General features: G+C 69.4%; 20 protein-coding genes. 8 read left to right on the forward strand and 12 right to left on the reverse strand.

From position 1 onward, the window contains the following. The first annotated feature begins 41 nt into the window (after window positions 1-41). Window positions 42-677 (forward strand): TetR/AcrR family transcriptional regulator, encoded by a 636-nt coding sequence (locus GP2_RS01900; protein WP_006898765.1) that lies wholly within the window; start codon window positions 42-44, stop codon window positions 675-677. Here the strand turns inward: GP2_RS01900 and GP2_RS01905 are convergent. Then, the gene (locus GP2_RS01905) at window positions 659-907 is read right to left on the reverse strand and encodes a DUF2530 domain-containing protein (RefSeq protein WP_006898766.1); all 249 of its coding nucleotides are present in this window, start codon (window positions 905-907) and stop codon (window positions 659-661) included. The genes GP2_RS01900 and GP2_RS01905 overlap by 19 nt on opposite strands. 24 nt (window positions 908-931) lie before the next feature. On the opposite strand from GP2_RS01905, the gene GP2_RS01910 reads away from it, so the two are divergent. Both GP2_RS01910 and GP2_RS01915 read left to right on the forward strand, forming a co-directional pair. Then, window positions 932-2,506 (forward strand): NCS2 family permease, encoded by a 1,575-nt coding sequence (locus GP2_RS01910; protein WP_040526226.1) that lies wholly within the window; start codon window positions 932-934, stop codon window positions 2,504-2,506. A gap of 124 nt (window positions 2,507-2,630) precedes the next feature. Continuing rightward, the gene (locus GP2_RS01915) at window positions 2,631-3,095 is read left to right on the forward strand and encodes a MarR family transcriptional regulator (RefSeq protein ID WP_040526228.1); all 465 of its coding nucleotides are present in this window, start codon (window positions 2,631-2,633) and stop codon (window positions 3,093-3,095) included. Window positions 3,096-3,175: 80 nt separating this feature from the next. Here the strand turns inward: GP2_RS01915 and GP2_RS01920 are convergent, their stop codons facing one another. Next, the gene (locus tag GP2_RS01920; RefSeq protein WP_040526254.1) at window positions 3,176-4,423 is read right to left on the reverse strand and encodes a GNAT family N-acetyltransferase; all 1,248 of its coding nucleotides are present in this window, start codon (window positions 4,421-4,423) and stop codon (window positions 3,176-3,178) included. A gap of 199 nt (window positions 4,424-4,622) precedes the next feature. Between GP2_RS01920 and GP2_RS01925 the strand changes: the two genes are divergently transcribed. Together GP2_RS01925 and GP2_RS01930 are read left to right on the forward strand one after the other, a co-directional pair. After that, on the forward strand, window positions 4,623-5,477 hold the full coding sequence (locus tag GP2_RS01925) for a TrmH family RNA methyltransferase (protein ID WP_040526256.1): 855 nt from the start codon (window positions 4,623-4,625) through the stop codon (window positions 5,475-5,477). Beyond that, window positions 5,474-5,800, forward strand: coding sequence for a DUF2537 domain-containing protein (locus GP2_RS01930; RefSeq protein WP_006898771.1), 327 nt, complete (start codon window positions 5,474-5,476; stop codon window positions 5,798-5,800). The genes GP2_RS01925 and GP2_RS01930 overlap by 4 nt, the downstream gene beginning before the upstream one ends. A gap of 84 nt (window positions 5,801-5,884) precedes the next feature. On the opposite strand, the gene GP2_RS01935 is transcribed toward GP2_RS01930, so the two are convergent. From GP2_RS01935 to GP2_RS01955, 4 genes are all read right to left on the reverse strand, one after another. Further along, window positions 5,885-6,715, reverse strand: coding sequence for a DUF6928 family protein (locus tag GP2_RS01935; RefSeq protein WP_006898772.1), 831 nt, complete (start codon window positions 6,713-6,715; stop codon window positions 5,885-5,887). A 3-nt stretch (window positions 6,716-6,718) separates the two neighbouring features. After that, complete coding sequence (sepH, locus tag GP2_RS01940) at window positions 6,719-7,786, reverse strand: septation protein SepH (RefSeq protein ID WP_006898773.1); 1,068 nt, start codon at window positions 7,784-7,786, stop codon at window positions 6,719-6,721. Between the two features lie 235 nt (window positions 7,787-8,021). After that, on the reverse strand, window positions 8,022-9,167 hold the full coding sequence (gene serC, locus GP2_RS01945) for a phosphoserine transaminase (RefSeq protein ID WP_040526229.1): 1,146 nt from the start codon (window positions 9,165-9,167) through the stop codon (window positions 8,022-8,024). Window positions 9,168-10,468: 1,301 nt separating this feature from the next. Continuing rightward, on the reverse strand, window positions 10,469-11,596 hold the full coding sequence (locus tag GP2_RS01955; RefSeq protein ID WP_006898776.1) for a citrate synthase 2: 1,128 nt from the start codon (window positions 11,594-11,596) through the stop codon (window positions 10,469-10,471). A 163-nt stretch (window positions 11,597-11,759) separates the two neighbouring features. Between GP2_RS01955 and pdxH the strand changes: the two genes are divergently transcribed. The 3 genes from pdxH to GP2_RS01970 all read left to right on the forward strand — a co-directional run bounded on the left by pdxH (window position 11,760) and on the right by GP2_RS01970 (window position 14,987). Continuing rightward, the gene (gene pdxH / locus GP2_RS01960; RefSeq protein ID WP_174320687.1) at window positions 11,760-12,455 is read left to right on the forward strand and encodes a pyridoxamine 5'-phosphate oxidase; all 696 of its coding nucleotides are present in this window, start codon (window positions 11,760-11,762) and stop codon (window positions 12,453-12,455) included. 142 nt (window positions 12,456-12,597) lie between these two features. Next, the gene (locus tag GP2_RS01965; RefSeq protein ID WP_006898778.1) at window positions 12,598-13,866 is read left to right on the forward strand and encodes an MFS transporter; all 1,269 of its coding nucleotides are present in this window, start codon (window positions 12,598-12,600) and stop codon (window positions 13,864-13,866) included. 44 nt (window positions 13,867-13,910) lie between these two features. Beyond that, the gene (locus GP2_RS01970) at window positions 13,911-14,987 is read left to right on the forward strand and encodes an isopenicillin N synthase family dioxygenase (protein ID WP_006898779.1); all 1,077 of its coding nucleotides are present in this window, start codon (window positions 13,911-13,913) and stop codon (window positions 14,985-14,987) included. A gap of 38 nt (window positions 14,988-15,025) precedes the next feature. On the opposite strand, the gene GP2_RS01975 is transcribed toward GP2_RS01970, so the two are convergent. The 6 genes from GP2_RS01975 to GP2_RS02000 all read right to left on the reverse strand — a co-directional run bounded on the left by GP2_RS01975 (window position 15,026) and on the right by GP2_RS02000 (window position 18,834). Continuing rightward, window positions 15,026-16,165 carry an oxygenase MpaB family protein gene (locus GP2_RS01975; protein WP_040526232.1) on the reverse strand — a complete coding sequence of 380 codons (1,140 nt, stop codon included), beginning with the start codon at window positions 16,163-16,165 and terminating at the stop codon, window positions 15,026-15,028. Window positions 16,166-16,213: 48 nt separating this feature from the next. Then, on the reverse strand, window positions 16,214-16,483 hold the full coding sequence (locus GP2_RS01980; protein ID WP_006898781.1) for a DUF4235 domain-containing protein: 270 nt from the start codon (window positions 16,481-16,483) through the stop codon (window positions 16,214-16,216). 26 nt (window positions 16,484-16,509) lie between these two features. Then, complete coding sequence (locus GP2_RS01985) at window positions 16,510-16,767, reverse strand: DUF3618 domain-containing protein (protein ID WP_006898782.1); 258 nt, start codon at window positions 16,765-16,767, stop codon at window positions 16,510-16,512. Further along, window positions 16,768-17,163, reverse strand: a complete 396-nt coding sequence (locus tag GP2_RS01990) for a phage holin family protein (RefSeq protein ID WP_006898783.1) — start codon at window positions 17,161-17,163, stop codon at window positions 16,768-16,770. Between the two features lie 136 nt (window positions 17,164-17,299). Then, window positions 17,300-18,172, reverse strand: coding sequence for a 5-oxoprolinase subunit C family protein (locus GP2_RS01995; RefSeq protein ID WP_006898784.1), 873 nt, complete (start codon window positions 18,170-18,172; stop codon window positions 17,300-17,302). Beyond that, the gene (locus GP2_RS02000; protein WP_006898785.1) at window positions 18,169-18,834 is read right to left on the reverse strand and encodes a 5-oxoprolinase subunit B family protein; all 666 of its coding nucleotides are present in this window, start codon (window positions 18,832-18,834) and stop codon (window positions 18,169-18,171) included. Before GP2_RS02000 ends, GP2_RS01995 begins: the two co-directional genes overlap by 4 nt. Window positions 18,835-18,860: the final 26 nt, after the last annotated feature.

The following is an 18,860-nucleotide window of genomic DNA, read 5'->3' on the forward strand; positions in this document are numbered from 1 at the left end:
TTAGTGGTTGCGCTGGACGCTAACATTGGGAAGATGTCTGTGTGAAGACCCCGGGCATGTCGCGTGCGGAGCGCACGGGACAGAAGATCCTCGACGCGGCGATGTCGTCGGTCCTCGCCAAGGGGATCAAGCGGACCTCCGTCGAGGCCATCGCCGCTGTGGCCGGCGTCTCGCACATGACGGTCTACCGTCGCTGGCCCCACAAGGAGGATCTCTTCACCGACCTCCTGTCACGGGAGGCGGATGCGCTCTTCGACCGTGTCGACCAGAGCCTGGCGGCGGTGGACGATCCACGGGAGCGCCTCGTCGAGGGCTTCGCCCAGATCTTCTGGGCCTTCTACGACCACCCGCTGTTGGTCCGTGAATACGACGCCGACCCGGCGACCACGCTTCGCGTCCTCACGGTGGCGTCGAGGCCGGTGTTCGACCGGGCCGTCGACTACCTCGCCGCCCGCGTGGGCGGGCTGGCGGGTCCGGAGCAGACGACCGCACAGGCGCGCCACATGGCCGAGGTCATGGTCCGGATCACCCATTCACTGCTGTTGACCACGCTGGAGACGCGCCCGTTCGCCGATGAGGACGAGGTGCGCGGGTGGGGGCGAGAACACCTCGGCTGGATCTTCGACGACCCGACGGCCGGTGGGTCGGGTCGGAGCCGTCAGTCCAATCCGACCTGAGCTCCCTTGGCTCCGCGTCGGACAGCGGCCTTCTGGACGATCACGATGGTCGTGCCGAGCAGTCCGACGCCGAGTCCGACCAAGCAGATCTGCAGGGCCTTGTCGCCGCCGATGTCGGTGAGTGCGACAACCAGCGTCGCGACCACCCACGACAGCATCCCGACCACGATCACCGGCTCCGGCGCGCGGAGAACTCGGGGCAGTTCGGGGATGTCGACTTCATCGGACATGGGTCACAGAGTAGCTTTCGACAGGTGACGAACCACGTTCCGAGTGACTCCGGCGACGCGACACCCGACGACACCGCCACCACGGCGGCATCAGAACCGACACCCGATCCGGTGCCCGCGGAGACGGGGCCCACCACCACCAAGGGGCCGTCGACCTCGATCCCCGGCGGCCGTGTCGACCGCTTCTTCAAGGTCACCGAGCGCGGGTCGACGATCAGCCGAGAGCTGCGCGGCGGTCTCGTCACCTTCTTCACGATGGCCTACATCGTGCTGCTCAACCCGATCATCATCGGCGGCATCCCCGGCGGCGACAAGAACACCGACGTCCTCGGCAACGTGCTCCCGCTCGCGCAGGTCGCGGCGGTCACCGCCCTCGTCGCCGGCGTCATGTCGATCCTGTTCGGCCTGGTCGCCAACTATCCGTTCGCGATCGCGGCCGGCCTGGGCATCAACAGCCTGCTCGCGGTCTCCATCGCCCCCGAGGTCACCTGGCCGGAGGCGATGGGACTCGTGGTCATCGACGGCATCATCATCGTGCTGCTGGCCGTGACCGGCTTCCGCACCGCCGTGTTCAACGCGGTCCCACCGGAACTCAAGGCGGCGATCGCCGCCGGCATCGGGGCGTTCATCGCCTTCATCGGGTTCGTCGACGCCGGCTTCGTCAAGCGCATCCCCGACGCGGCGGGCACCACGGTCCCCGTCCAGCTCGGCATCGACAACTCGATCGCCTCCATCCCGACCCTCGTCTTCGCGCTCGGCGTGCTGATCATGGGCATCCTCGTCGTGCGCAAGGTGCCGGGCGGTCTGCTGATCGGCATCGTCATCACGACGGTCTTGTCGATCATCCTGGAATCGATCTTCGACTACGGCTCGAGCATGGAGAACCCGAAGGGCTGGGGGCTGTCGGTGCCCGACATCCCGAACGCCCTCGGCAGCCTGCCGAACCTTAGCCTGGTCGGCGACGTCGACCTCTTCGGCGCGTTCACCCGCATCGGCGTCCTGTCGGCATCGGTCTTCGTGTTCGCCCTCGTGCTGTCGAACTTCTTCGACGCCATGGGCACCATGACCGGCCTCGGCAAGGAAGCCGGTCTCGCCGACGAGAAGGGCAATCTCCCGGGCATCGGCCGCGCGCTGGTCATCGAGGGCAGCGGCGCCATCGCCGGCGGTGTGGCCTCCTCGTCGTCGAACACGGTCTTCGTCGAGTCCGCCTCCGGCATCGCCGAAGGCGCCCGGACGGGCCTCGCCAACATTGTCACGGGCGCGCTGTTCCTCGCCGCGATGTTCCTGACGCCGCTCTACGAGATCATCCCGCTCGAGGCCGTCGCGCCCGCGCTGGTGATCGTCGGCGCGATGATGATCGGGCAGCTGCGCGACGTCGACTTCACCCGCTTCGAGTACGCGCTGCCGGCATTCCTCACGGTCGTGTCGATGCCGTTCACCTACTCGATCGCCAACGGCATCGGCGTCGGCTTCATCAGCTGGGTGGTCATGGCGACCGCGAGCGGCAAGGCGCGCACGGTCCACCCGCTGTTGTGGCTGGTCGCGGCGATCTTCGTCGCCTATTTTGCCCGGGGTCCGATCTCCGATCTGATCGGCTGACATCCGCAACCGGCACTGAAGGCCGCCTAGGGATGAGATCCCAGATCGCTGTCGGTGTCGTCCGTGCGAGTCAATTTGGGATTCCGAGGTCCTTCGTACGCTTTTCTACGCATACATTGTGTCAATGCACTCACCATTCGGTGACGGAAGCCTTTCCGGAGACCTGTCCCTGGCCGTGGTCCGGCTCGGGCGTCGCCTGCGCGGCCGTCGAGAGAACAGGGTGGTCTCCCTGACCCAGCTGTCGGCGATGTACACGCTGTATCAGGAGGGTCCGATGACCCCGGGGGCGCTGGCGGCGGCCGAGCGCGTACGACCCCCGTCGATGACCAGGGTCATCGCTTCGCTGGCGGATCTGGGGATGATCAAGCGGGAACCGCACCCCACGGACGGCCGGCAGGCGATCGTGGCATTGTCCGAGCAGGGGCTCGCCGTCATCAAGGAGGAGCTCGAGGCGCGCAAGGCGTGGCTCAGCGACCGGCTGCGGGAACTCACCCCGGACGAACGCGAGACGTTGCGCGAAGGGGTGCGGATCTTCAACCAGATCCTGGCCGTGCCCGACGCCGACGCCCCGCGCAGTCGCGCCGTCTGATCAGAGCCCTGCGTTCACGCAGAGGCCGACTCACCGCGGTCCGGGGTGTTCCGGGGTCTCGGCGAGTGGGGACGAGACGGTCAGAAGAACGTTCCCGAGAACGGCGCCCGGTCGGTGCCGAACGCCAGGTCGAGAGCGCGGAGAGTGGCCGGTGAGTCGACGTCGAGCCGGCCGGCGGCCGCGAACTCCGACGGCTTGATGCCGCCGAGATAGATGCTCGACAGCACCGAGGTGTCCATCCGCACGGTCGGCGTCGTGCCCGGCTCCGCCGGCGTGACGATCGCATCGCCGCCCCGCACGGAGAGCTTGAAAACGCCGCCGCGACCGCGGAATTCGTCGGCAATGTCGAGTACGACGTCGAGCTCGGCGGCGTATTTGCGCGCCGACAGCGCGGCCGGGACGTCGAGGATGCGCAACCACATCTCGTCGCGGCGGCCGGTCACCGTCACCGCGCGCAGGTTGGTCAGCTTGTGGCGCAACGGGTCGTCGACGGGAACGGTCGCGGTCAGGGACGGGATGAGGTCGAGGCTGACGAGCACGCGCCACAGTTCGGTGTGGGCGTCGTCGGTCACGGCGAAGATCTCGTTGACCTCGCCGCGGACGTCGCCGGAGGGGGCCTTGTAGATGCGATAGCTCGCGTAGCCGTCGTCGTGCAGCAGGTAGTGCAGCCCGCTCGCGCTCAGCGGCCGTTCCGACGGGCGGTCGGCGAGGATCGGCGCCCACCACTCGGGGGTGCGGGTGAGCGCGCCCGGCGTGCCCAGGGTCCAGCGGGCGTGCAGATCGGGGACCGCCGCGGCGATCTCGTCCGGATTCGCGAACCGGACCGTGGCCTCGCTCGGTTGCGCGCTGCGCATCACCGGGTTGCCCGGCGTCAGCGCGATGGTGTGCGAGAAGCAGGCCGGCCCGAAACCGAAACGTTCGTAGATGGTGCCCTCGCTGGCGGTGAGGATCGCGAACGTGAAGTCCTCCGCCTCCCACTGCTCGAACAGTTCGGTGATCATGCGGCGCAGGATTCCGCGCCGGCGATGCGTCGAGGCCACCGACACCCACGACAGGCCCGCGGCGTCGGCGACACCCGCGCCCGGCAGCGACATCGACATCCGGTAGAACATCGACACCCCGACGAGCGGGTTCGAACTCAACCCGGTGTCGCGCACGAGGACGATGTCGTCGTCGGCGACCTTGTTGCGCAGGTCGGCGCGTTCGTCGTCCGGCAGCGGATTGCGCATGGCGAATGCGCGTGCGTCCGTGGTGATGATGTCGTCCCAGTCCGCGTCGGTGGCGCGCTGCAGGGACAGACGTGACTTCGGGGTGGAGACACTGGTCACGCCCTCCACATTTTCACATCCGGTCTCGGTGGGCACGCACCGGGCGAGCGAGTCGGTCGTCCGGCCGGAGGTATGGAGGAGTGGCGGGGCCGGGCGCAGGGGCGCGCCGTGTCGCCCGGAGTCCTCCGTAGGGGCGGGGAACGCGCGTCGAAAGGCGGTGTCCGTGGTCGCCCAGGCCGCGGATGGCACACTGTTCGGCGTGCCTGGGCTCGCAGTTGACGTGATCGACATCGACGACCCGCAGGATCCGCGGGTGGAGGATTTCCGCGACCTCAACTCGGTCGACCGCCGCCCCGACCTGCCGGTGCTCCCCGGCGGACGCCCCGGGCGCGGTCTGGTCATCGCCGAGGGTGTGCTGGTCGCCCAGCGCATGATCGCCTCGAGGTTCGAGCCTCACGCATTCCTCGGCGTCGACAAGCGGCTGGGCGAACTCGACGACGATCTGCGCGACCCGTCACTGGCCGGTGTGCCGTTCTTCCGGACCTCTGCGGAGGTCATGGCCGAGATCGTGGGCTTCCATCTCAACCGCGGCGTGCTCGCCGTCGCCCGTCGCCCACCGCTGCTGTCGGTGGAGGAGGTCATCGCCGACGCGACGACCGTCGCCATCCTCGAAGGCGTCAACGACCACGAGAACATCGGGTCGATCTTCCGCAACGCCGCCGGCCTCGGTGTCGACGCGGTGTTGTTCGGGCAGGGCTGCGCCGACCCGCTCTACCGCCGCTGCGTCCGCGTCTCGATGGGGCACGCGCTCCTGGTGCCGTTCGCGAAGTTCGAGCAGTGGCCGCACGGGCTCGACGAGTTGCGCTCGCGCGGATTCCGCCTGGTGTCGATGACCCCCGACCCGTCCGCGGTCACGCTCGCCGAGGCGGTCGACGCCGAGAAGATCGGCTTCCTCGTCGGCGCCGAGGGACCGGGACTCACACGCTCGGCGATGGCCGCGACCGACGTCAGGGCACGCATCCCGATGAGCCGCGGCACCGACTCCCTCAATGTCGCGACCGCCGCGGCCGTCGCGTTCTACGAGCGTGTCCGGTCGGGCACGATGGGGGAGTGAACACCCGCGATCCGTTCGCCGCCGACGCCGAGTCCCCTGCGTGGGTGGGCGCCGACGAGCCCACGCCGTGGGGGCTCGGGAGCATCGTCGCAGTGATCTGCGCGTTGTTCGGCGCGTTCGTGCTCGTCGGCATCTATGAGTTGATCGGCAACATCCAGCGATTCCTGGGCCTCGCGGCGGTGGTCGTCGTGGCCGGCGGCCTGGGCTGGACGCTCTGGGAGTTCCGTCACCGGCGGGTCTGGCGCTGGATCGTGTGGGGGCTGTTGACAGGTTTCCTGGCCGGTGTGGCGTCGTCGGTCGCGCTGCTGGTAATCGGGCGCTGAGCCGCTCCGGCCCCGTGTCGCCGGGCGTTTGCGTACGGCGCAGATGGCGTGGGTCACGCTCGGTCGGCGGGGCCTGCGAAGAGATCAGAACCCGAAGTACTCCCGGATCCGTCCCCGCTTCCGGCGTCCGCCCTGGCCTGCGTGCTCCTCCGGGTGTGCCGGTGGCCGCTGCTCGACGCGAGCGCTGTGGCCGTCGAAACGTGCGGCGGTCGCGGCCCGGTACGCCTCGTGGTCCTCGTCGGTCGGTTCGTACTCCGCGGGGTGCAGGGAGAAACAGGTGACCGTGATGTCGGCCGGGTCCAGGTCGTGCGGCGCGAGCGGGTGGGTGTACCGGAACCCGAGCCAGGATCGGTTGGCCTCCTCGGCGAGTTGGCCCGGGTGGAAGGGCAGCGCCATCGGCGCGGTGCCGAGACCGTCGGTGACCGACAGCGGGAACTCGCCGCCCCAGAACGGCCCCTCGAAGGTGAACGGGAGTCCCTCGTCCTCGTGGATGGTCACCGGATCAGCGGAGAACGACCGCCGCAGCGTGCCATGTTCCCAGCGGGCGAACGCGCCGAACGCGGTCTCCGGCTCCACGTAGAGCAGGGTGATCACCGAACTCGGCCGGATCGCGGACAGGGTGCGGGACAGTGTCGACGGGGTGGTCGTCTCGAACAGCGAGCACGAGACCACGGCGAGAGGGCCGTAGAACCCCGCGTAGACGTGGTTGTCGCGAGCGGCGGCCGCGGACGCGAGATCGGTGTCGACGACCGGGACGAGAACGCTGTCGCCGTAGATCCCCGACGCCAGTTGTCGGGCGTGCCCGACGTCGTGCGGTGTCCTCGGAACCCCGTCCGACGGACGCACCGCGGCCCGGAGGTCGCCGGCCGGGTCAGGGGAGTCGATGAACCAGACGGTGGCCGCGCGTGCCGTCATCTGTCAGCTGTTCCCGTTGCTTCGGACCCCGAGCAGGACGTCCTCCCAGGCCGGGACCGCCGGCTTGCGGGACTTCTTCTTCCGGGGGCGTTCGGCGGGGTCCTTGTGCTCGGGCTCGGCGGGCCTCGCCTCGGGAGCGGGTGCCGGCGTCGCCGTCTGCTGCGGGCCGGCAGGTGCGGCTGCGTCGTCGTCGGCGGCCGGTGTTGCGGTCTCGGCGGACCGTGCGGGAGCCTGCGCGACCGGCGCGGAGATCGGGGTGACCGGGCGAACCTCGGGTGCCGCCGGCTCCGCCTCCTCGTCGAATCCGAAGTCGAGGGGGACGGTGCCGTCGTCCTCGATGGCGGCACGACGCTCCTGTCGGGCGCGCTGCGCACCGATGAGGCTGTTGGCGTCGATGGTCACCTCCCCGCGACCGTCCGGCGACGCCGCGACCGTGACCTCGGGCGTGACCACCGGATTCGACACCGGGGTGAGCCGGCGCCGGGGCGTGATGGTCTCGGGGTGGGTGAGCTCGTCGGCGAGGTCGTCGAGCGGGTCGACGGTGCCGCCGTGGGTGCCCGGTATGTATCGCCAGTGCGCGAGGTTGTCGGTGCGGCCGACGCTCCACGCCACCTGGACCACCCAGTAGCCGTCGTCGCCCTTCCACGCGTCCCAGTCGGCGTCGGCGGGGTTGTGGCCCATGGCGACAAGCCCCTCGGCGACCGACTCGGCGAGGGTGGCGACGGCCGGCCCGTCGTGCCGGATCGGATGCGCGGCACCGGCGAGTTCGCAGGCGCGGGTGCGCTCGAGCAGGACCGGATGGGCGAAGCGTTCGATCTTCTCCACACCCACGCCGGCTGCGGCGGCGACTTCGGCGATCGACGCGCCCCCACGGATGCGCGCCTGGATCTCGCGTGGCCTCAATGCACTTTCCATCTCGATCTCGATCTGTCCCAGCCTGGTGATGTCGCCGCGGGCCGCGGCGCGGAGGCGTTCGTCGGAGGCGATCCGGAATTTCTCACCGGACTGAGGGTCTTGGCAGATGACGTGGGAACCGTCGGTTTCCACTCCGACGACGCGGAGCTCACGCATCTGCTCCTCCTCCGGTGGGTGCACGCATTGTGGTCACAGTAACTCACCCTGGCCGTCGTCCCTGCCGGGACACGCGGTAAAACCGCAGTTCAGCACGTGTGGGGCGGGTGCGACGGTAGCGGTCGGTGAGTCGGGTGGTGCCTGTGGGATCCAGGCTACCCGGTGGTCGAGACGCCACCGGCGCGTCGACCCGAAGGTACGGACGCGCCGGTGACGACGGTGTTTCGCGACTGGCTCAGAGGCGCTCGACGATGTAGTCGATGCACTGGGTGAGCTTGGTGACGTCCTCCGGCTCGATCGCCGGGAACATGCCGATGCGCAGCTGGTTGCGGCCCAGCTTGCGGTACGGCTCGGTGTCCACGATGCCGTTGGCGCGCAGGGTCTTGGCGACCGCGGCGGCGTCGACGTCGTCGTTGAAGTCGATCGTGCCGACGACCTGGCTGCGGTTGGCCGGGTCGGCGACGAACGGCGTGGCGAACTCGCTGGCCTCGGCCCACGCGTAGAGGCGCGAGCTGGAGTCGGCGGTGCGCGAGACGCACCAGTCGAGGCCGCCGTTGTCGTTCATCCACTCGATCTGGTTGGCGAACAGCAGCAGCGAGCCGACGGCGGGGGTGTTGTAGGTCTGGTTCTTGCTGCTGTTGTCGACGGCGGTCGGCAGCGACAGGAACTCGGGGCACCAGCGATCGGTCGCGGCGATCTCCTCGATGCGGGCCAGCGCGCGCGGGCTCATCAGCGCGACCCACAGGCCGCCGTCGGAGGCGAAGCACTTCTGCGGCGCGAAGTAGTAGACGTCTGCGTCGGCGATGTTCACCGGCAGGCCGCCGGCGCCCGAGGTCGCGTCGATCGCGATCAGCGCGTCGTCGGACTCGGCGGGACGGACGACAGGCACCGCGACACCGGTCGAGGTCTCGTTGTGGGCCCAGCCGATGAGGTCGCAGCCGCCGAAGTCGTCGGCGGTGAGCGCCGAGGGATCAGGCGCGGTGCCGGGCTCGGTCGAGATGACGGCCGGGGAGTCCAGGAACGGGGCCTTCTTGCTGACGGTCGCGAACTTCGACGAGAACTCGCCGTAGGTCAGGTGCAGCGAGCGCTGCTTGATCAGACCGAAGGAGGCGGCATCCCAGAAGGCGGTGGTGCCACCATTGGAGATGACGACCTCGTAGCCCTCCGGCAGCGAGAACAGGTTGGCCAGACCCTCGCGGATCGAACCGACGACGTTCTTCACCGGTGCCTGCCGGTGGCTGGTGCCGAACACCTTGGCGCCGGTGTCGACGAGGGACTGCAGCTGCTCGGGGCGCACCTTCGACGGTCCGCAACCGAAGCGGCCGTCCGACGGCAGCAGGTCGGCGGGCAGGGTGACAGGTGCGGTCGCGGTATCGCTCATGACCTCGATTCTAGGGTTGTGGCGGACGCCACCCGGGGGCGACCTCGTGTTTCGGCGGTACGGTCCTGTGCGGAATCGCGGAGCGATGCCACGATCGTCGAGTCGGAATGCGCGAAACCGGGGGGTGACTGTGTGACCGCGATGCGCCGGGAACACCTCGGTGTCGCGCGTGGCGGCGGTGATGCGCGCACGACATCCCCGACGGCTCGATCCGCTCGCGCCGGGTTCGCCGCGCAACCGTGCGCGCCCCGGTCGTCGAGTCGTATCGTCCCCCGCGTCTCCTGTAAGAGTCCGTCTCCGGGAGGCTCGGGAGAGTGACGGGAGTTGTGGCGCGCGACCGCGATCGAGCGGTGCCACTCGGCGCTAGGGTTCGGGCCAGAGCGGGTACTGGGGCAGTGTCGGGAATCCTTCGGGGCCAAGGCTTTCGGAGTCAGAAATCTCAATCTGCGGTGGGGGTAGAACGGATTCTGTCCGGCGAAGGCGGGGACACGGTTGAGTGCCTGCGCCACCCAGCTCTCGCAGATCGGGTCGCTGGTGAGATTTCCGGCAGGCGGTTTCGTCGTGGGCAGCACAAATGGTGGGAACACCCACGGGTGAAAGACGTTGTACCGTGGCTCGCGATTGCCCGTACCGGGCTGGGCGATCCGTACGGCGCCGGCTCGCGTGTCGGCGACGTCAGCGGGCTTCTGTGCGACGATCCGGATCCCTGCGGTTCCGTCGAGGACGTCGAATTCCGGGGTGCCGTCGAGGTGAGGGTTGTCCGGGTCGAGTCGCGCCCTGCCGGTGCGGGTTTCGCAGACATGAGCTGAGATCGACGTGCCCGTCGACTCCACCGAGACCACATGTGCGTGGATGGTTCCTTGAAACGCATAGCCGCTTCGTAGTGGCCTGTAGTGGGGGCGAACGCAATTGGCAGACGATCTGATATCTGCATCTAGCGCGGCTTCCTCCGCGCCGGGGTACACCGCGTCGGCGCCGTAGAGTGAGAGTGCACACGACTCGACCTGCGCGCGGATGACCTCCGCCGCACGAGAATGCAGATCGATTCCGTTCTCGGCGGACCACATGAAGGTGAAGGTGCCGGCCACCTCGGTCGGGAATCGGTACTCCGCCGGGACCCGAACGGCCTGGCTGGAAGTGGTGGGATGGCTCGTTGCGCCCGAACTCTCGTCACGCTATCGCGTCGTCGGCGCGGCCCGGACACCGCCCAACAGGATCCGCGGCCGGCCCACTGGCAGGGTTTCGGCGCACGATTCGCGGCCCTGGCGCCGCCCTGGGGGTTCGGGTGGCTCGTCCGACGCTCAGAGCCCCGGCTTGACCACATCGCCCCAGCCCTCGACGTCCTCGGGACGACGCGGTGCGGGGCCGGTGTAGACGGCGGCGGGTCGGACCAGCTTGCCCAGGCGCTTCTGCTCCAGGATGTGTGCACACCAGCCGGCGGTGCGGCCGCAGGTGAACATCGCGGGCATCATGTGCGGCGGCACCTCGGCGAAGTCGAGGATGACCGCGGCCCAGAACTCGACATTGGTCTCGATCGCGCGATCGGGACGACGCTCACGCAGCTCGGTCAGCGCGGCCTGCTCGAGAGCGGCGGCCACCTCGTAACGGGGCACGCCCAGTTCTTGTGCGGTGCGCCGGAGCACCCGGGCCCGCGGGTCCTCCGCGCGGTACACGCGGTGCCCGAAGCCCATCAGCTTCTCTTTGCGGTCGAGGATTCCCTTCACCAATCCCCTTGCGTCGCCGGTCTTCTCGACCTCCTCGATCATCGGCAGCACGCGCGCCGGGGCGCCTCCGTGCAGCGGACCCGACATCGCGCCGATCGCGCCGGACAGGCATGCCGCCACGTCGGCGCCGGTCGAGGCGATGACGCGCGCGGTGAAGGTCGAGGCGTTCATACCGTGTTCGGCGGCGCTCACCCAGTAGGCGTCGATGGCCGCGACGTGCTTGGGATCGGGGTCGCCCTTCCACCGGGTCATGAAACGTTCGGTGACGGTGGTGCACTCGTCGATGACGCGCTGCGGCACGGCGGGCTGGTGGATGCCGCGCGCGGACTGGGCCACATACGACAACGCCATGACCGATGCCCGCGCGAGATTCTCCCGCGCCGTGGCGTCGTCGATGTCGAGCAGCGGCTCGTAGCCCCAGATCGGGGCGAGCATCGCCAGAGCCGCCTGCACGTCGACCCGCACGTCGCCGGTGTGGATGGGCAGCGGGAAGGGTTCGGCCGGCGGGAGCCCGTTGCCGAACCTGCCGTCGACGAGCAGCGCCCACACGTCGGCGAAGGTGACCTTGTTCTCGACCAGGTCCTCGATGTCGACGCCGCGGTATCGCAGGTTGCCGCCGTTCTTGTCGGGCTCGGCGATGTCGGTGGTGAATGCCACCACGCCCTCGAGACCAGGGATGAAGTCCTCGGGAACCGCGTTGGCCATGGCAACCACCTCACTGACAACCGTGTCGTGCTCTCGTGTGCGTCGATCCGAATCGAACTGTAGATGAGCACGCCCCGCGGCGTGTGCGAGGGCGGAACAATGTTCTCGGAGTAAATTCACGATTGTGTTGGACAAATCCCGGAACCCGATCGACCTGCCGAACATGCGTGTCGGTTATGGCGGCGGGATCCCGCCCAACATCGGCGAGGGAGATCGTGCCGCCGGGGCGGACGGTATCCGTGAGAACCTCGACCCCAGCTGGATGCGCGGGGACCCGCCCTGGTTGGATCTCTTCGAGGTGTGGCTGCGTGAGGCGCTCGACGCGCGGATTCCCGAACCCAACGCGATGGTGTTGGGCACCGCCGACGCCCGGGGGAGGGTGTCGACCCGATGCGTCCTCTGCAAAGGGGCCGACGCCAACGGGGTCGTGTTCTTCACCGGGTACAACTCCGGCAAGGGCCTTCAACTCGCCGACAACCCCTACGCGTCGGTGACGTTCCCGTGGATCGCGCTCGAGCGTCAGGTGCACTTCCGCGGTCCCGTCGAACATGTGAGCCGCGAGGAGACCCAGGCGTACTGGGAACTGAGGCCCCGCGGCTCGCAGATCTCCGCCAGGGCGTCGGACCAGTCGCGTCCGATCGCCAGCCGCCTCGACCTCGAGAAGAAGGCCGCCGACACGGCCGAGAGTTTCGGCGGGTTCGACGGCGGCGAGGAGATCCCGTGTCCTCCCGACTGGGGCGGCTACCGCATCCTGCCCGAGGAGGTCGAGTTCTGGCAGGGACGGGCCAACCGCCTGCACAACCGGGTCCGGCTCACGCACGTCGACCACGAGTGGCGGATCGAGCGGCTGCAGCCGTGACCCGGCCGCCGGCGCTCCTGCGGTGAGGCGGGGGTGATCGTCCGCGCGCGACGGCGCGGGAGGCGACGGCAGGCCGCGGGCCGGAGGCCGACGGGCCATCCACAGGTCGGGTGAGGGCGGTCACAGCCATAGCATCGTGGGAATGTCACGACTCCTCGCCGACACGACGCCGCTGCGCAATCAGTACTTCCGGCGGCTGTGGCTGGCGAACATCGTCACCGTCATCGGATCGCAGCTCACGATCGTCGCGGTGCCCGCCCAGATCTACGAGATCACCGGCAGCTCGGCGTATGTCGGCCTGACGGGCGTCTTCGGTCTCGTCCCGCTGGTCGTGTTCGGGCTGTGGGGCGGCGCCCTCGCCGATGTCTTCGACCGTCGGACCCTGCTGATCGTCACCTCGATCGGCCTCATCGTCAGCAGCGCGCTGTTCTGGGCACAGGCGGCCGCGGGCGGTGACAACGTCTGGATCATCCTGTCGCTCTTCGCGATTCAGCAGGCGTTCTTCGCGGTGAACCAACCCACCCGGACCGCGGTGTTGCCGCGACTCCTCGACGCCGGGGAACTCCCGGCGGCGTTGTCGCTCAACATGACCGTGATGCAGGCCGGGGCGATCGCCGGCCCGCTCGTCGGTGGTGCGCTCATCCCGGTGCTCGGCTACTCGTGGCTCTACTTCGTCGACACGCTCTTCCTGCTCCCCACGCTCGTCGCGGTCGTCTGGCTGCCGTCGCTGCGGCCGGAGTCCGACGCGGCGCCCAAGGTCGCGGGCGTGCGCTCGGTGGTCGAGGGCCTGCGGTACCTGACCGGGCACAAGATCCTGATGGCCTCGTTCCTTGTCGACCTCATCGCCATGATCTTCGGCATGCCCCGCGCCCTGTTCCCGCAGATGGCGCACGAGAACTTCGGTGGTCCCGAGGGTGGCGGCATCGCCTTCGCGCTGCTGTTCACCGCGATCTCCGCGGGCGCCGTGGTCGGCGGCGTCTTCTCCGGATGGGTGTCGCGCGTGCAGCGTCAGGGACTGGCGGTGATCGTCTGCATCATCATCTGGGGCGTCGCGATCACCGGCACAGGCGTCGCGGTGGCCTTCGCCGACGGCACCGCGATGCCGATGCTCGTCATCGCGGTGGTGCTGCTGATGATCGGCGGCGCAGCCGACATGGCGTCGGCCGCGTTCCGCCAGACGATCCTGCTCGCCGCGGCCAACGACGAGGTGCGCGGCCGCCTCCAGGGCGTGTTCATCGTGGTGGTCGCGGGCGGTCCGCGCATCGCCGACGTCGCGCACGGAACCGCGGCCGCCTCGATCGGAGTGGCCGCGGCCACCGCCTACGGCGGGGTGGCGGTGGTGATCGCGACCGTCGCCGCGGCGCTGCTGATCCCGGCGTTCGTGCGATACCGCGCAGGTCAACGCACCTAGTCGCGATCTGTTCCGGCCAGCGAACCGGGCGATTCGGTGTCACCATGGGTGCCATGACCGCCGACCCGACCGGCTTTCATGTGCCGATCATCGACATCTCGCCGTACGTGCGTCACGGTGACCCGGCCGACCGCGCGGTCGTGGCGGCGCAGGTCGACGATGCCGCGAGCTCGGTGGGCTTCATGCAGATCGTGGGCCACGAGATCCCGCCGGCGGTGATCGAGGAGTTCACCGCGGTGATGGACGACTTCTTCGCCCTGCCGCTGGAGGTCAAGAAGGCCTACTGCGCTCCGCCGGAGATCAACCGCGGGTACGCACCGCCGAGGTCGGAGTCGCTGTCGTTGTCGCTGGGCGTCGAATCGGCCGGGCGGATGAACGACTTCTTCGAGGCCTTCAACGTCGGCGTGGAGGCCGACGAGTACCCCGACCTCGACCTTCCCGAGGAACACTACGCGCGCAACACCTGGCCCGACGTCGCGCACTTCCGGGCGTCCGTGTCGGCGTACTTCACCGAGGCCCGACGCGTCGCGCACACCCTGACCCGGATCTTCGCCGACGCCCTCGACCTCCCGCCCGACTTCTTCGAGGGCTTCACCGACCACTCCCTCGACGTCCTGCGCATGAACAACTACGCACTGCCGCCCGGCGAGGTGGAGTTGGACGGAGAGCTCACCGGCATGGGGGAGCACACCGACTACGGGATCGTCACCGTCTTGTGGGCCGACCAGGTGAAGGGACTGCAGGTCCTCGACAAGGAAGGCCGCTGGCACGACGTGACACCCGCCGACGGCGCGCTGCTGATCAACCTCGGCGACCTCATGGCCCGCTGGACCAACGAGCGCTGGATGTCGACGCTGCACCGGGTGAAGCCGCCGATCGTCGACGGCACCATCGCACGTCGACGCTCGGCCGCGTACTTCCACGACGGCAACATCGACGCGATGATCTCGACGCTGCCGTCGTGCGTCGGTGCGGGCAGCCGGTATTCACCCATCACCGTCGGCGAACATATCGGGGCCAAGCTCGCGGGGTCGCGTGCCGGACGGCCGAACCCGTATGCGCGACGGGAAGCCGAGCGCGTGCGCCAGGCGATGCGCCGGGGCGGGCTGGGGCAGCAGTAGGGACGACGATCCGGCATTCGCCGGATCTCGACATCCGGTCAATCCGAGGTGATGATCCCCGGGTAGGTGGCGCGACGCGCGGCCGTCACCGGACAGTAGTGCATGGGGTTTCCGCGTTCGCTCTCCGGCGGGAGGTTGCGCTCGGGCGTGTGCACGATCGGTGCGTCGACCGGCACCCTTCCCTTCACACGATCCCAGGCATCACGCGGGCGCGGGTGGCGCAGATAGCGTTTCGGCAGGAGCTTGTGCATCACGATGTTGATGCACCTGCCCAGCAGGCGGAATCGGCGCTCGTCCTTCTCGGTCCATTCCAGTCCGAGGATCTCGCGGATCGGCTCGTCGTAGAAGCCGGTGGTCAGCCACATGAACAGCTTCTGGTTCTGCGGCACGAGGTACTTGTCCCAGATCGGCTTCGGGATGAAGCTCAAGAACGGAGGCGGCGGCAGCTGGGTGATGTCGAGCACCGTGCGCACCGAGACGTGATCGCGGAGCACGTTGCGGCACATGTGGTCCCAGTATTCGAGGAAGTCCTCGTAGGTGTCCGGGACCGGACGCATGGACACACCGTACTGCGCATACCAGGCCTTGGACTCCTCAAACAACTGGCGCTTCTGGTCCTCGGTGAGGAACGGTCCGAAACGCTCGCAGAGGCGCACGTTGCCGTACCAGAACGTGGCGTGCGCCCAGTAGAAGACATCCGGGTCGAGTGCGTGGTACCGCGAGCCGTCCTCCATCACGCCCTTGACGGTGCGGTGGTAGTCGCGGACCTCGTGCCCGGTCTTGGCGCCCGGGATCACCGAGTCGAAGACGACGCCGCTGATCGGGTACAGCGAACGCATCAGGCGTTGCCACCGCTCACCGAAGAAGTCGGAGTGGTCCCATACGGCCGCCCCGAGCTTGGGATGCATGTTCTGGATCGAGCCGGCCCACAGGCCCTGGAACATGCCCGTCCAGGTGCCCCAGATCTGCCAGGTCAACGAGTCCGGGCCGAGCGATTCGTACTCGTGGGCGGCCTTGACGCCCTTGGCCCCGACCTCGAAGCCGTCCTCGGAGTACTCGGCGTCGGGTGAGCCTGTGGCGACGGGACAGCCGTCGCGCTCGGCCGGGGTGCCGTCGCTCGGCGTGGCGCCGGTGTGCACGGGGCAACCGCCCTGGGTGTCGTCCAGTAGCTCGGTCATGAGACGGAACTCTAGGTTTCGTCTCATCGGTGTGTCAACCGTCACGCATCACGACGGGTCCTCATGCGTGACGGCCCGATAACCCTTGGCCCCGGCCCGGTCGACGGCCGCGCGGACGAGTCCGAAGACCAGTCCCTGCAGGGCAGCCGCGGCGAGCACCTCGCCGTTGCTGCGCCGGAGGTCCTTGGGATCGGGGGTGTCGGGGTCGTCGGAGATCCGCTTCCAGATCTGGCCGAACACCGCGCCGGCGGCGACGCCGCCGAGGACGCTGGTGGCCAGCGACAGCGGTTTGTAGAAGGTCTTGGACACGACACTCATGGCAGGTCTCCTGGGATAGGGGTGGATCAGCGGCGTCGGCGGACGATGAGGAAGGCGCCGAGGGCGACGACGGCGGCCACCGCGGCCCCGGCCAGTGCGTTGCGGTTCTCGGTGGCCTTGGTCCTCGCGGTGTGCGCGGTCTCCGACGCCGCGGCGCTCACCCGAGCCGGGACGTCGAGCTTCGCGGCGAGTGCGTCGACGGTCTCGGCGAGCTCTTCACGCTGCTGCTCGATCGGCGGGGGCGCGGCGGACTCGTCGCGGTCGGGTCGGTTGTCGTCGGGCATCTAGAGGTGCTCCTTCACGGTTGCGACGTCGCGCTGGACGCTCTCCACGGTGTGTTCGGGTGCGGGCGGCACCGCCGACTTCGCGCGCTGCGCGCCGAACGCCGCGGTCGCGCCGCCGATCACGAGCAATGCCACGCCGACGATCACCGCCGCGAGCCAGGCGGGGACGGCGTTCGCCAGGCCCAGCACCGCGGCCGCGACCAGCGTGCCGAGCCCCAACAGCGCGAACAGGGTGCCGGCACCGGAGATCCCGGCGCCGACGCCGATCCGGGTGCCTTTGTCCTTCATCTCGGTCACCGCATGCTGCAGCTCGGTTCTCACCAGCGTCGTCGTCTGATGCTGCAGGCGTTCGACGAGTTGGACGGTCGACAGGTCGTTCACTGACGGTTCGGTCACGGTCGTACCTCCGTGTCGGGGACTCCGACCGCGTTCCCGAGGGTCCGGAGTGCCAAACGTTCCGGCGGTGAACCCCGTTGCGCTCGATGCCGCAAAGCGGGCGCAAGCGCAACGCAACCGGGCGCTGCGGCCCGGCTCATCTCGCCCGGAACCTGATCTCCGATCCCGGCGCGAGCTGCGCCGCCAGGTCGACCGACTCCGCGCTGAGCACCGCGACCACCGGATAGCCGCCGGTGACCGGGTGATCGGCGAGGAACAGCACGGGTCGTCCGCTGGGCGGGACCTGCACCGAGCCGTGGGCCACGCCCTCCGAGCGCAGCTCGCCGGCGTCGGGCCGGTGCTTCAGCAGCGGATGGGGCGAGTCGCCGGGACGGTCGAGGCGGACCCCGACCCGGTTGCTGTCGGCGCCGACGACCCAGGTCCCCGCGTACAGGTCCGACGCCGTGACCAGGTGGTCGGTGCGCGGCCCCTCGTGTACCTCGAGTTCGACGACGGGCGGGTGCTCGGTGTTCGGCGGTGCCGTCTGCGTGGGCGGCCACTCGTCGGTCTCCGAGCCCACCGGCAGCCGGGTGTCGGCGGCCAGCGGGGCGGGCCCGAGCCCGGACAACGTGTCGGTGGACCGGGAACCCAGCACCGGCGTGACATCGAATCCGCCGCGCACCGCGAGGTAGTTGCGGAGTCCCCAGCGGGGAGGATCGACGGACAGTTCGTCGCCGGCACGCAGCACGACGGCCGCGCCGAGCCCGACCGGCGTGCCGTTGACGCGGACCACCGCGTCGGCGCCGGTGACCACGGCGAGTGCGTTGCCGTCGGCGCGGACCCGCAGGCCGCCCAGGGTCGACTCGATGGTCGCCGCCGATTCGCGGTTTCCCACAAGGCGATTCGCCAGTCGCAACGACGCCCGGTCGGCGCCGCCGGAACAAGGGACGCCGAGGTGCGCATACCCTGATCGCCCGAGATCCTGGATCGTCGCGAGCGGTCCGGTCGCGACGACGGTCACCGTGGTCATCGGCGAGTCGGCTCCGCGTCCACGAACCGCACCAGCCGGCCGGTCGAGAGCAGCGCGGGGGGCTCGGCGTGCTCGTCCCACAATCGGATGTCGGTGTGGCCCAGCAGTTGCCATCCGCCCGGGCTGGCCTTCGGGTAGACCGCGCTGTAGCCCGCCGCGATCGCCACCGCGCCGGCGGGGACGCGGGTACGGGCCTCCGCGCGTCGCCCCACCCGCTCGAACGGATGCGGAGCCGCGTCGTCGGCGACGAGATAGCCGAAGCCGGGTGCGAAGCCCATGAACTGCACCCGCCACCGCGCCCGGGAGTGCAGGGCGATCACCTCGGCCGGCGAGATGCCCAGCAGGTCAGCGACATCCACGAGGTCCTCGCCGTCGTAGACGACCGGGATCACGATCTCGTCGGCCCGGGGATCGGGGCCCCGGCCGGCGCAGGCGTGGCGCCGCAATGCCCGGCGCACCCCCAGCTCGTCGACCCCGCGGCCCGGCCGTGCCTGCACCAGCAGGGTGTGCGCGCTGGGGACCAGGTCGGCGACGTCGCGGAGTTCGCCGCGCTCCACGGCGTCGCGGAGTGCCACGGCGGCGTCGAGCACCGCGGCCGACGGGGACTCGTCGGCCGAGAAGTCGAGCACGACCGCATCGGGTCCCGCCGGCAACTCACGCATGTCTCGAATCTACCGCCGCAAGCGCA

Source organism: Gordonia paraffinivorans NBRC 108238, assembly GCF_000344155.1.
GTDB lineage: Bacteria > Actinomycetota > Actinomycetes > Mycobacteriales > Mycobacteriaceae > Gordonia > Gordonia paraffinivorans.

Bases quoted from the DNA above. Each gene is read 5' to 3' on its own strand.
- GP2_RS01905 (WP_006898766.1), bottom strand. From the start codon at position 907: ATGTCCGATGAAGTCGACATCCCCGAACTGCCCCGAGTTCTCCGCGCG.
- GP2_RS01915 (WP_040526228.1), top strand. From the start codon at position 2,631: ATGCACTCACCATTCGGTGACGGAAGCCTTTCCGGAGACCTGTCCCTG.
- GP2_RS01935 (WP_006898772.1), bottom strand. From the start codon at position 6,715: ATGACGGCACGCGCGGCCACCGTCTGGTTCATCGACTCCCCTGACCCG.
- sepH (WP_006898773.1), bottom strand. From the start codon at position 7,786: ATGCGTGAGCTCCGCGTCGTCGGAGTGGAAACCGACGGTTCCCACGTC.
- serC (WP_040526229.1), bottom strand. From the start codon at position 9,167: ATGAGCGATACCGCGACCGCACCTGTCACCCTGCCCGCCGACCTGCTG.
- GP2_RS01955 (WP_006898776.1), bottom strand. From the start codon at position 11,596: ATGGCCAACGCGGTTCCCGAGGACTTCATCCCTGGTCTCGAGGGCGTG.
- pdxH (WP_174320687.1), top strand. From the start codon at position 11,760: ATGCGTGTCGGTTATGGCGGCGGGATCCCGCCCAACATCGGCGAGGGA.
- GP2_RS01965 (WP_006898778.1), top strand. From the start codon at position 12,598: ATGTCACGACTCCTCGCCGACACGACGCCGCTGCGCAATCAGTACTTC.
- GP2_RS01970 (WP_006898779.1), top strand. From the start codon at position 13,911: ATGGGTGCCATGACCGCCGACCCGACCGGCTTTCATGTGCCGATCATC.
- GP2_RS01975 (WP_040526232.1), bottom strand. From the start codon at position 16,165: ATGACCGAGCTACTGGACGACACCCAGGGCGGTTGCCCCGTGCACACC.
- GP2_RS01980 (WP_006898781.1), bottom strand. From the start codon at position 16,483: ATGAGTGTCGTGTCCAAGACCTTCTACAAACCGCTGTCGCTGGCCACC.
- GP2_RS01985 (WP_006898782.1), bottom strand. From the start codon at position 16,767: ATGCCCGACGACAACCGACCCGACCGCGACGAGTCCGCCGCGCCCCCG.
- GP2_RS01995 (WP_006898784.1), bottom strand. From the start codon at position 18,172: ATGACCACGGTGACCGTCGTCGCGACCGGACCGCTCGCGACGATCCAG.
- GP2_RS02000 (WP_006898785.1), bottom strand. From the start codon at position 18,834: ATGCGTGAGTTGCCGGCGGGACCCGATGCGGTCGTGCTCGACTTCTCG.